Genomic DNA, 11,837 nt, shown 5'->3' on the forward strand with positions numbered 1-11,837 from the left:
AAGTTAAATCAAATCGTTTTATTAATAGTCCAAATGTTAAATCTTACTAACTTCCCCTTTTTTAATAAAAAGGTTTAATTTTAAACTTTTAACAATAAAGATTAAAAAATATGGTTAAGAATAGATATGTATTCAAGGTAAAAAATAATTTTAACAAACAATTGAAAATTAGTTAATAGATAAGCATTAGAGACATTTCTGAATTATAAAAGTTCTAAATTGATTGAAAAAAATGTAAATTTTTCCGAAATTTACAATAGCTAATTATTATAAATTTATCATATGAAAATGACCGATATAATAACTGGTGTTGTATATAAATTAGAAATAAATAATGATTATGTTATGTAAAAAAATTGCTATTATCAGATAATTCATCAATATATTCGCTGATATTAAATAATTTAATTAAATAAGAAGAATAAGAATAAATAAATAATTAGTGGTTGCAAAAATTTAGTCTTTGCAAGAAGATAAATTTATGAAAATTCGGATGCCGGAGAACTTGATCTTTTGATTTGGATTTAGGATCTTTTAATAAATATCATAAAAACAAATTCGGTTATTGAAATGAAAAAGATCTATATTTATTAAAGCTATTTTGAATATGCTTGACATTCTTATTATATTTTAATATAATTTGGTTATATTCGTTTTATAACGATTTATCTCGTAATTTATAACTTTTTGTTGATATTTTTTTATATATTTAATTAAATTTTTAGTTATTAAAATTTTAAATTTTTTATTTTTATTAATTTTTAGTTTATAAATCAATTTTATCTACTTATTATTAACACTATTATAAAATAAATTTATTAATTAAAATATTTTTATTAATTTATTTAAATGGAGATTTTTTTTTAATTTATGACTAATAATGCTACTACAGTTCTTTATAATAAAAATTTAACTGATTTAAATCGTACTACTAGCATGAGTGAAAATTATTTGAGAAGAAAATGGTATATTATTGATGCTAATCAAAAAATTTTAGGAAGAATAGCCACTAAAATTTCTGCTATTTTGATGGGCAAACATAAAACTTTTTATACTCCTCATATTGATAATGGTGATTATGTGATAGTCATTAATGCTAAAAAAATTGCTTTAACAGGTAAAAAAATTTATCAAAAAAAATATCATAGACATTCAGGATACCCAGGTGGTTTGACACAAGTAAAATTTACTGAGATGATGCAAAAATTTCCTAATAGAATAATCGAAAAAGCAGTTTTTGGTATGTTACCTAAACATAAATTAGGTCGAAAGATAAGAAAGAAATTGTTTGTTTATGCTGATGATATTCATAAACATAATGCTCAAAATCCAGAAATTTTAGAGGTGTAATAATTTTATGACAATAATACAATTTAATGGCACCGGAAGGCGTAAAACTTCTGTGGCAAGAACAATTTTAAGAACTGGATCAGGAAATATTATAATTAATAATAGAAATTTTGAAGAATATATATTATCTCCTATTAATCGTTCAGAAATTTTAAAACCTTTAAAATTAACTAATGAATTAAATTGTTATAATATTAAAGTTATTGTTCACGGAGGAGGATCTACTTCTCAAGCAGAAGCTATTCGTTTGGGAATTTCTAGAGCTTTACTTAGAGCTAAACCTTCTTTAAGAAGTGTTTTAAAAAAAGCAGGATTTTTAACTAGAGATGCGCGTATTGTAGAACGTAAAAAACCCGGTTATAGAAAATCACGAGCTCGTCCTCAATTTTCTAAACGTTAATTTATTTTTTATAATTTTGATAAATTTAAGATTTAAAATAAAATTTAAGAATCAATTATTTAGTTTTTTTTGAAAAAAAGGATGATTATGGAATCTGTTAGAGTTCGTTATGCTCCTAGTCCGACCGGTAATGGATTACATATTGGTAATGCTAGAACAGCATTTTTCAATTATTTGTTTGCTTATGTTTTTAAAGGTTCTTTTATTATTCGTATAGAAGATACAGATATTTATCGTAACGTAATCGGTAGTGAAGAAAAACAATTATTACAGCTGAAATGGTTAGGTTTAAATTGGTCTGAAGGTCCTGATGTTGGGGGATCTTATGGGCCTTATAGACAATCAGAAAGATTATCCATTTACAATAAATATACAAAATTATTATTAGAAAAAAATTTAGCATATAAAGTTTATTCTAATAACGATAAAAAAGATTATATAGTGCGTTTTAGAGTTCCTAAAGATCAACAATATTCTTTTGTAGATTTAATTCGTGGTCCTATTAATTTTGCTAGTAAAGATATAGAAGATTGGATTATATTAAAAGAAAATGGTTATCCTACTTATAATTATGCTGTTGCTATAGATGATTATTTAATGAAAATTTCTCATATTTTACGGGGAGAAGAACATATTACTAATACCCCTAAACAAATAATGATTTATAAAGCTTTTAATTGGGAAATACCTGTTTTTGCTCATATGTCTTTAATTTTCAATCAACATAAACAAAAAATGAGTAAACGTAATTGTGATGATATTCAATTTATTGAACAATATCGGAATTTAGGTTATTTACCTGAAGCAATTTTGAATTTTTTATTTTTTTTAGGATTTTCTCCAAAAACAAACCAAACCATTTTAAATAAAGATCTTATCACTAATTTATTTGATATCAAACGTTTTAGCAAAGATCCTGCTATTTTTGATATTTCAAAATTAAATTTTCTTAATAAAGAATACTTAAAAAAAATATCTTTAGAAGAATTAGCTGTTAAAGTTAATTTTTGTTTTCAACAATTTAAAATTTATTTAGAGCATGATCGAATAATTAAATTAGTCGTTTTGTTGCGTGATAGAATATATTATATTCAAGAAATTATTGATTTGTATAAGTATTTTTTTGTTATTGATCATTTAGTAACTCAAGAATTAAAATTTTTTTTAATTGAACATAAAGGTTATGAGTTGATACCTTTTTTGTTAGAAATTTTTAATAAATTAGATATTTTTAAATCTTCCGAATTAAAAAAAATAATTTTAAATTTAAAACAGAACTTTAATATGGAGTTAAAAATTTTATTTAAAACAGTTAGAATATTATGTACTTGTCAATCGCAAGGACCTAATTTATTCGATTATTTGGAACTTTTGGGTAAAGATAAGATATTGAAAAATTTAGAAAAATTTACATTAATTTTTTGATTAGTTGTTTTATTAAAATAATTTTGGTTTTAATTTAAATTTGGTAAAAATTTAAATTTTTATTAAATTCGAAAAGAAATAAAAATATAAAAAGGTTTTTATTAATGTTACAATTTTATAATTCTTTAACTGGTATTAAAGAAGAATTTTGTCCTTTAAATAATTCACAAGTTAACATTTATGTTTGTGGTCCTACTGTATATGATCATCTTCATATAGGTAATATTAGATCTTTAATTTTTTTTAATTTATTAAAAAAATATTTATTATCTATAGGTTTTAAAGTTTTTTTGGTAGTTAATATTACTGATTTAGATGATAAAATTATTCAAGTTGCTATTCAAAATAAAAGTACTGAGGAAAAAATAGCTGATTATTACAAAAAACAATTTTTTTATTTGTTAGATAAATTAGATATTCATGAAATTGACAAGTTCCCTTCAGTAACTTGTTATATCGATCAAATGATTGCATATATTAATTTGCTTTTAGAAAAAAAGTATGCTTATTTAACCAACGAAGGTGTTTATTTTTGTAATAAGAACATTGTGAATTACGGTTGTTTAAGTGGTCAAAAGATTAATAAATTATATAAAAATATTAATAATAAAAATGTTTTTCTGAAACACAATTCTGAAGATTTTGTTTTATGGAAGAAAACTAATATTGGTATTCGTTATTTTAGTCCTTGGTTTTCAGGTCGTCCTGGATGGCATACTGAATGTGTAGTAATGATTAGAGAAATTTTTAGAAATACTATTGATATTCATGGCGGAGGTCATGATTTGAAATTTCCTCATCACGAAAATGAACAAGCTCAATTTATGGCTAGTGATGGCAAACCTTTAGCTCGTTATTTTATGCATATAGGTCATGTTAATTATAATAATCATAAAATGAGTAAATCTTTGAATAATGTTGTTTTAGCAAAAGATTTATTGACTGAAATTAAAGATTCTAATATTATTAAATTTTTCTTTTGTCATTTTCATTATTTAAAACCAATTAATTATACAAAAGAATTAATTAATGAAATTCAAATTAAGTATTTTAAAATGGTAAAAATTTTAAATAAAGTTAATTTTAAGTTAATAATTAATAATTTTTATAATTATGAAATGAAAAAAATTTATTTACAACAAATGCACCAATTTATGAAGAATGATATGGATACTCCTAATATTATTACTTTGATTGAACAAATACTAAAAAATATTTTTAAAAATATAAATAATTTGTCTTTATTATCTGAATTATATTATACTTTAATTTATATTTTAAAAAATTTAGATATTTCAATTGTTTTAAATAATGTAACAGAACAGATGATTGAATATTATTATTTATGGCAACAAGCTAAAAAGTTAAAAGATTTTGATCAAGCAGATTTTTTTAGAAATGTTTTATTACAACAAAATTTTATTTGATAATAAATTTTAAGTAATTATTATTTCGGAGCAGGTGAAGATATGAATAACAATATTAATAAAACAATTTTGGAAAATTCTGTAATTAATAATTTTTTATATCAAGATTTAAGTCATTTTGGTCTTACTACTAATGAAGCAGCTCAAAGATTGAAAAATAAAAAACAAAATAAATCAATCAATAATGATAAAAATATCTTGATTATTATTTGTAATAATTTGTTTACATGCTTAAATTTGTTATTACTTGTGATTGTTATTGTTATTTTGAAAATGCGACGTTATGATCAATTATTTTTTTTAATAGTTAATTCCTTAAACATTATTATTAGTATTGCCCAAGAAATTAAAATAAAAAAAACTTTAGATAAAATTAATTTAATTTTGCCCAATAATATTAAAGTTATTCGGGATGGTCACGTTATAGAAGTTGATAACTCTACTTTAGTGGTAGGTGATTGTTTGGTATTGGGTTTGGGTAATCAAATTGTAGCTGATGTTTGTATCAAACATGGAGTTGTAGAAGTAAATGAATCCTTTTTAACAGGAGAATCTAAATCAGTTTTAAAAAAAACAGGTGATATTGTATATTCTGGTAGTTATGTTATTTCAGGTTTATCTTATGCTGATGTTATTGCTTTAGGTGAAGATACTTATGTTTCTAATTTGATTAAACAAGCTAAAAAATATCAAAAAATTAAAACACCTTTAATAAAAACATTTACAATTTTAGTTAAATTAATTTTTTTTGCAACAATACCTACTACTATAATTTTATTTTGTTCATATAAATTTAATTTTTATAACTTAACTAGTGATCATTTATTAGGAATATGCGGTTTTATGTTAGGCATGACTCCTTCTGGATTATTCTTATTAATGAGTATGATTTCTATTTTAGGATTTATTAGGTTATTTAAACGTAAAGCTTATATGAAAGATTTATTAGGCATTGAAATGTTGTCTCAAATAAATATATTATGTTTAGATAAAACTGGTACTATTACCGATGGAAATATGAATGTTAAAAAAATTTTAAAATATTCTAATGATGATACTATTGATTTAAATTATTTAATGGCTAATTTTGTTCAACATTTTTCTACTGATAATAATCCTACTCAACAGGCTTTATATAATTATTTTAATGATTATTTAAATCCCCAAAGTGTTTATCAAGTAAGAAATCTTCAAGCTTTTTCTAGTATGAGAAAATATAGTGCTATTGAATTTGAAAAAATAGGTACATTTGTATTAGGTGCTCCAGAATTTTTATTAAAACAAAAAGATGATATTATTGATAAAGATGTTGAAGAATATACTAATCTAGGATATAGGGCATTATTATTAGTTCATGCTAATAATGTTTTATCTAAAATTGATAAAAATACTAATTATAAAGTTATATCTTTAATTTTATTAGAAGATATTATTAAAAAAGATGCTTATGAAACTATTAAATATTTTCAAAATTTAGGTATTAAAATAAAAATTATTTCTGGGGATAATGCTTTTACTACAGGTTATATAGCTCAACGGATTGGTTTAATTAATTCGGTTTCGGAAAAATCTATTAATTTGACTAATATAGAATCTGAAAAATTATGTGATTTATCAATTCGATATGATGTTTTTGGTAGAGCTACTCCAGAACAAAAAAAAACTTTAATAACTTGTTTTAAAAATAATAATCAAAAAGTTGCTATGATCGGAGATGGAGTCAATGATATTTTAGCTTTTAAGGAATCAGATTTATCTATTGCTATGGCTTCAGGAAGTAAAGCTGCTCAAAATGTTGCTAATTTAATTTTAATAAATTCTAAATTTGATTCTTTACCGTCTGTTTTTTTAGAAGGTCGTAGATTAATTAATAATTTGGAAAAAAATTCTATTGTTTTTTTAACTAAAACTATTTTTACTTTTTTATTAGCTTGGATTACAATAATTAATAATTTTTTTAGTAATAATTTAATTTTTTTCCCCTTTACTCCTTTACAATTAAATTTTATTGATATTTTTTTTATTGGTATACCTTCTTTTTTCTTATCTTTAGAATCTAATTATAAACCTTTAAATAATTATTTTATTAGTGATATTTTAAAAAAATCAGGTATTTACGGATTATTAATTAGTGCCAATTATATTTTAATATTAACTTTATATAAAGGATTATTTAATAATTTTCAATCTAATTATCAAATATCTTATCTATTAACTTTAGTAACTTCTTTTATTTTTGCTAATATTTTATTCAAAAATTGCCGTCCTTTTAATAAGTTTAAAATGATGTTGTTTTCCAGTATTATATTTATTTTCTATTTATTATTAGTAATTTTTGCTTTCAAAATTTCTTTTATTTATGGAATTACGGTGGCTATTTGGAATGTTATATTGATTAGATCTTTTGATTTTTTTATATTATTAATAATTAATTTGTTAATTTTATGGAAAATTAAAAAATAAGATTAAATCGGAGTTTAAAATTTTTGAAAGAATTATATTTATATGGTAATTATTTATGGCAAAAACATAATTAAGGAGGCTATTAAAGCTCAAAGAAAAATTTATTTTTTATATATCAATCCTTGCATGAAAGATAAAGTTTTTTTAAATTTTATATTACGTCATCATTTGAATTATTGTTATTTAGATAAACATCAACTAAATAATAAAGTTCAAAATAATAATCATCAAGGGGTAGTAGCAGAGGTTCAAGATTATTCGTATAGACAAGATTTATTAAAATATTTAATAGAAAAATCCGATAGAATAGTTAAATTTTTAATTTTGGATGCTATTCAAGATCCTCATAATTTTGGAGCCATCATACGTACTGTAGAAGCAAGTGATTTTGATGGAATTATTGTAAGTAAAAAACATCAGGTGCCTTTAAACGGTACGGTAGCTAAAACTTCTAGCGGAGCTTTAGAATATGTTAATATTTTTTTAGTTTGTAATTTATATCAAACTATTTTAACTATGCAAAAATTTAATTTTATAATTATTGGAACTGAAATCGGAATAGATAATAATTTAGATGCTATTCCTCTAGATCAATCTTTAGCTATTATATTGGGTAATGAAGGTATAGGAATGCGCTCTTTGTTGAAAAAAAAATGTAATTATTTAGTTAGTATTCCTACACAAGGTATGGTTAATTCTTTAAATGTGAGTGTCTCAGCGGCTATTATTATTTTTTATTTATATATGAAAAATCAAAAATATTAATTTATTTATAATTTAATCATGTTATAATATTGAGAAAAGTTTATCTTGATTTAGAAATATTTATAATATAATGTATTTTATTTATCTTTATTAAGTTATTAAAGTTATTAAAATTTATAAGGTTATTGTTTAAGATCGAAAAATATAAGAATAATGGTTAAGAATAATATTTTAATATGTAAGATTTGTTTGAGTCGTAATTATCGTGTCAAAATTCATAATCGTAATCAAAAATTAGTTTTAAAAAAATATTGTTGCTTTTGTAAAAAACATATTATTCATGAAGAAACTAGATAAGTAAAATTATCTATTATATAAATGTAAAGGAGATAACTGTGGCATATAAAAAATTTGAAGAAAAACCAACAATTCCTTTGATGCAAGTTTTGAAGGAAGAATATAGTATAATTAATATTTTTTGTGTTATTTTATCTATGGTTTTTTTGGGAGTTTGTTGCAATTGTGTTCATCAATTTTCTGATAAATTAAGTATTTCTTTATTAGTATTATCTATTGTTTTCTTTTTGATTAGTATCTTTCCTTTTATAAGAAAAATTTTTTGTGATTTTCGTTTTATTAGTTTTCCGACAAAAATTCAAATTTTTAAGCAAATTATTCAAGTTTTTGTGTTTACTGTTATTTTAATTTTTATTTTAAATTTATTTCAATATTGTTATGATATATATATGATATCTTTGCTTAAAAAATTTTGAATTAAAATTAATTTTTTAGAGTTTAATTTATTGTAATGATTAAATTGAAAATTATTGCTAAATTATATTTAGGTGTTTAAAATGCAATCAAAAATAAAAAATAATAAAATACTTGATAATGATATAATTAATGAGGATAAAACTCTTTTTAAATCTAAATGGTATATTTTACAAACTCAATCAGGTTATGAAAAAGTTGTTCAACAAGATTTATTAAAGATAGCTAACAGCGGTATCGGTATATCAAATTTGATTCATGAAGTTATTTGTCCCACTGAAAAACATATTAAAATTAAAGCTGATGGCACTAAAAAAGAAGTAGAAAAAAAAATTTATATCGGTTATATCTTTATTAAAATGATTATGACAGATCAATCTTGGTTTATAGTTCGTAATATTCCTAAAGTAACTGGATTTTTAGGTTCTATTAAAAAAGAAAAAGGTTCTAAACCTATACCTTTAACTGAAAATGAAATCAATCCTATATTATTAAAAATGGGGATTATTTCTAAACCAAATTATGATCATTTAATTAATAAACAAGTTCAAATCGTAAATGGTTCTTTCGCTGGTCAAGTAGGTAGAGTTTCTTCAGTAGATTATGAAAGAGATAAAGTGATGGTGGAAATAGAGTTATTCGGTAGAGCTACACCTATAGAAATTTCTTTTTCTTCTTTTAAAGAAATGAATTAAATTAAAATAATATTTTAAATTAGTTGATAAATTTAATTAGTATGATGAAATATGTTATAATACTATGAATATTTTGGATATTTTGATTATTAAAAATATTTAATGAATTGATTTTTTGGTTTTGAAAATAATATTTTTTATTTTTATTAATAAAATAATTTTTTAAATAATCGATTAAATGTTAAACATTTTTAGAAACAAAAAGGTTGGTATTAAATAAATTATAATGGCAAAAAAAGTTATTAAAAATATTAAATTACAAATTTTAGCTGGTAAAGCTAATCCTGCTCCTCCTATAGGACCTGTTTTGGGACAAGCTCAAGTAAATATTCCTTCGTTTTGTTCTCAATTTAATGAAGCTACTAAAGATAAATTAGGTTTTACTTTACCAGTAGAAATTACAGTTTTTGATGATAAAAGTTTTAAATTTATTGTTAAAACTCCGATTACAAGTGATTTATTAAAAAAAGCTGCTAATATTTCAAAAGGTTCTTCTGATTCGGTTAAAAATAAAGTTGCTACTCTCAAATATGATCAAATTGTAGAAATAGCAAAATTAAAAATGCCAGATTTAAACGCTTATTCAGTCGAACAAGCTTCTAAAATTATAGAAGGAACTGCTATTAATATGGGGATTATTGTAGAGAAATAATAATTTATTGTGTTTGATAAATAAAAAAGAAAGGCATATGATTATATAGTATATAAGGCTTAAAATTTATGACAAGAAGTAAAAAATATTTATCAATTAGTAAAAAAATAGACTTTAATCAAATTTATAAAATGCATGATGCTGTTGAATTATTATATAATATTAAAACTGCAAAATTTGATGAAACTGCTGAATGCGTTTTTGTTTTAAATATTGAACATAAAAAAGTAGATCAACATATACGTGGTTCTGTTGTTTTGCCTTATGGTTTGGGTAAAAAATTTTGTATTGTTGTTATTGCCCAAGGAGAACAAGCTCAGAAAGCTAAAGAATTGGGTGCAGATTTTGTTGGTGATCAAGAATTAATTCAAAAAATATCTAATGGTTGGACAGATTTTGATGTTTTGATATCTGTTGCTAGCTTTATGCCTTCTTTGACTAAGTTAGGAAAACTTTTGGGGCCTAAAGGATTAATGCCTAATCCAAAATTAGGAACTATGACAGAAAATGTAGAGCCAATTATAAAGGATATTCAAAAAGGTAGAATGGAATATAAAGTAGATAAATTTGGTAATCTTCATACGGTAATAGGTAAATTGTCATTTAATAAAGAAGAATTAACAGGAAATTTGGTTTTTTTATATAATCATTTGATTTCTATAAAACCTAAAACAGTCAAAGGCGAATTAATTAAAAATATAACTATTTCTTCTACCATGTCTCCAAGTATTAAAGTTGATCCTTTATCGATTAGGTAAAATTGAAAAAAACTATTATTTAATTATTTTTTATTTTATCTTTTATAAACTAATCTTTTGATTATATTATTTATTAATTAAATTTATATTGTTTAAAAAGGAAACAACGATTTATGTTAAAATCTGTTATTAAAGAGAAAAGTAATTATGTTGATTATTTATCTCAAAATATTGATAATTCTAATTTAGTTGTTTTATTAGAATTTAAAGGATCAAAAGTAAGTGATTTGACTAATTTACGCCGTAAATTACGAGAATTGGTTCCGTGCAAGTTTCAAGTAGTACCTAATAATATTATTAAAAGAGCATTAATTAAGTCAAAATATGATGAATTAATTGAGTTTAAAAATCCCAAAGCTTTATTTTGGACTTTATCTAATTCTTCGGATATTTTTTCTTCTTTGAATGCTTTATACAAATTTTCTAAAATGAATGAATTTTTAAAAATTAATTTTGGTATTATAGAAAATGAAATTTGTTCTTTGGAGCAAATAATTAAATTAGCGCAAATACCATCTAAATCAGCATTGTTATCTATGTTGTTATTTAGTGTTTCTGCGCCTGTTAAAAATATAATTACCGTTTTACAATTATTAATACAAAAAAATAAAAAAATTTGAATTAGTAATGAATAAATTTTTAATGTTATATATATATTCTAATTATTTGCTAAAATAAATAAAATTTGAATTATAAATAGGAGATTAACAATGGCAGACAATAATAAAATAGAACAAATTATTCAATTTTTAGGTGATATGAAGGTTAAAGAGTTACAAGAATTGGTAACTAAAATTCAAGATTCTTTTGGTATTAAAATGGAAAATGTCGCTAATGTAAGTAGTAATAATGAAGATGTTGTTGTAGAAAAAAATGAGCAAACAGAATTTAAAATTATTATGACTTCTGCGGGTCAATCTCGTACTGCGGTTATTCAACATTTAGTTAAAAATTTTGGTTTTAAGATTGGGGAATTAATATCAGCATGTCAATCTGAAAATGTTAATTTATTAATCAAAGAGAATGTTAATAAAGAACAAGCTGAAGAAATAAAAAAACAAATAGAAAATTTAGGAGCTCAAGTGAAAATTGAATAAAAAATATATTTTATAGATTGGTTGCAAAATATATAGTTTTGGCAACAATAAATAGAATTTTTTGATAACCTAAATATTTATTAAACCTGAGAAC

General features: G+C 22.1%; 13 protein-coding genes. All 13 read left to right on the top strand.

What is annotated here, in order from left to right:
- The first annotated feature begins 870 nt into the window (after window positions 1-870).
- Window positions 871-1,350 (top strand): 50S ribosomal protein L13, encoded by a 480-nt coding sequence (gene rplM, locus OC705_RS00485; protein WP_304512459.1) that lies wholly within the window; start codon window positions 871-873, stop codon window positions 1,348-1,350.
- Window positions 1,351-1,357: 7 nt separating this feature from the next.
- Window positions 1,358-1,750 (top strand): 30S ribosomal protein S9, encoded by a 393-nt coding sequence (gene rpsI, locus OC705_RS00490; RefSeq protein ID WP_304512460.1) that lies wholly within the window; start codon window positions 1,358-1,360, stop codon window positions 1,748-1,750.
- Window positions 1,751-1,837: 87 nt separating this feature from the next.
- Window positions 1,838-3,175, top strand: coding sequence for a glutamate--tRNA ligase (gltX, locus tag OC705_RS00495; protein ID WP_304512461.1), 1,338 nt, complete (start codon window positions 1,838-1,840; stop codon window positions 3,173-3,175).
- 104 nt (window positions 3,176-3,279) lie between these two features.
- Window positions 3,280-4,602, top strand: a complete 1,323-nt coding sequence (gene cysS, locus OC705_RS00500; RefSeq protein WP_304512462.1) for a cysteine--tRNA ligase — start codon at window positions 3,280-3,282, stop codon at window positions 4,600-4,602.
- Window positions 4,603-4,644: 42 nt separating this feature from the next.
- Window positions 4,645-7,065, top strand: a complete 2,421-nt coding sequence (locus tag OC705_RS00505) for an HAD-IC family P-type ATPase (protein WP_304512463.1) — start codon at window positions 4,645-4,647, stop codon at window positions 7,063-7,065.
- Between the two features lie 42 nt (window positions 7,066-7,107).
- A complete protein-coding gene (gene rlmB, locus OC705_RS00510) occupies window positions 7,108-7,830 on the top strand; it encodes a 23S rRNA (guanosine(2251)-2'-O)-methyltransferase RlmB (RefSeq protein WP_304512464.1) in 723 nt (240 codons plus the stop codon).
- Window positions 7,831-7,983: 153 nt separating this feature from the next.
- Window positions 7,984-8,127: a 50S ribosomal protein L33 gene (rpmG, locus tag OC705_RS00515; protein WP_304512465.1), complete on the top strand. Its 144-nt coding sequence runs from the start codon at window positions 7,984-7,986 to the stop codon at window positions 8,125-8,127.
- A gap of 38 nt (window positions 8,128-8,165) precedes the next feature.
- On the top strand, window positions 8,166-8,543 hold the full coding sequence (locus OC705_RS00520) for a hypothetical protein (RefSeq protein WP_304512466.1): 378 nt from the start codon (window positions 8,166-8,168) through the stop codon (window positions 8,541-8,543).
- Between the two features lie 81 nt (window positions 8,544-8,624).
- On the top strand, window positions 8,625-9,236 hold the full coding sequence (gene nusG, locus OC705_RS00525; protein ID WP_304512467.1) for a transcription termination/antitermination protein NusG: 612 nt from the start codon (window positions 8,625-8,627) through the stop codon (window positions 9,234-9,236).
- A 226-nt stretch (window positions 9,237-9,462) separates the two neighbouring features.
- Window positions 9,463-9,888: a 50S ribosomal protein L11 gene (gene rplK / locus OC705_RS00530; RefSeq protein ID WP_304512468.1), complete on the top strand. Its 426-nt coding sequence runs from the start codon at window positions 9,463-9,465 to the stop codon at window positions 9,886-9,888.
- A gap of 68 nt (window positions 9,889-9,956) precedes the next feature.
- Window positions 9,957-10,646, top strand: coding sequence for a 50S ribosomal protein L1 (gene rplA, locus OC705_RS00535; protein ID WP_304512469.1), 690 nt, complete (start codon window positions 9,957-9,959; stop codon window positions 10,644-10,646).
- A 113-nt stretch (window positions 10,647-10,759) separates the two neighbouring features.
- Window positions 10,760-11,266, top strand: coding sequence for a 50S ribosomal protein L10 (gene rplJ, locus OC705_RS00540; RefSeq protein WP_304512470.1), 507 nt, complete (start codon window positions 10,760-10,762; stop codon window positions 11,264-11,266).
- A gap of 90 nt (window positions 11,267-11,356) precedes the next feature.
- Entirely contained in the window at window positions 11,357-11,743 is a 387-nt protein-coding gene (locus tag OC705_RS00545) for a ribosomal protein bL12 (protein ID WP_304512471.1), read from the top strand.
- Window positions 11,744-11,837 lie beyond the last annotated feature (94 nt).

Origin of the sequence: Candidatus Phytoplasma fabacearum, from assembly GCF_030586805.1 — a bacterium.
In the GTDB taxonomy this organism is placed as follows: domain Bacteria; phylum Bacillota_I; class Bacilli_A; order Acholeplasmatales; family Acholeplasmataceae; genus Phytoplasma; species Phytoplasma fabacearum.

What these genes read in the sequence shown, in the direction of transcription:
- rplM (WP_304512459.1), top strand. Translation starts at nt 871, where the DNA reads ATGACTAATAATGCTACTACAGTTCTTTATAATAAAAATTTAACTGAT.
- rpsI (WP_304512460.1), top strand. Translation starts at nt 1,358, where the DNA reads ATGACAATAATACAATTTAATGGCACCGGAAGGCGTAAAACTTCTGTG.
- gltX (WP_304512461.1), top strand. Translation starts at nt 1,838, where the DNA reads ATGGAATCTGTTAGAGTTCGTTATGCTCCTAGTCCGACCGGTAATGGA.
- cysS (WP_304512462.1), top strand. Translation starts at nt 3,280, where the DNA reads ATGTTACAATTTTATAATTCTTTAACTGGTATTAAAGAAGAATTTTGT.
- OC705_RS00505 (WP_304512463.1), top strand. Translation starts at nt 4,645, where the DNA reads ATGAATAACAATATTAATAAAACAATTTTGGAAAATTCTGTAATTAAT.
- rlmB (WP_304512464.1), top strand. Translation starts at nt 7,108, where the DNA reads ATGGTAATTATTTATGGCAAAAACATAATTAAGGAGGCTATTAAAGCT.
- rpmG (WP_304512465.1), top strand. Translation starts at nt 7,984, where the DNA reads ATGGTTAAGAATAATATTTTAATATGTAAGATTTGTTTGAGTCGTAAT.
- nusG (WP_304512467.1), top strand. Translation starts at nt 8,625, where the DNA reads ATGCAATCAAAAATAAAAAATAATAAAATACTTGATAATGATATAATT.
- rplK (WP_304512468.1), top strand. Translation starts at nt 9,463, where the DNA reads ATGGCAAAAAAAGTTATTAAAAATATTAAATTACAAATTTTAGCTGGT.
- rplA (WP_304512469.1), top strand. Translation starts at nt 9,957, where the DNA reads ATGACAAGAAGTAAAAAATATTTATCAATTAGTAAAAAAATAGACTTT.
- rplJ (WP_304512470.1), top strand. Translation starts at nt 10,760, where the DNA reads ATGTTAAAATCTGTTATTAAAGAGAAAAGTAATTATGTTGATTATTTA.
- OC705_RS00545 (WP_304512471.1), top strand. Translation starts at nt 11,357, where the DNA reads ATGGCAGACAATAATAAAATAGAACAAATTATTCAATTTTTAGGTGAT.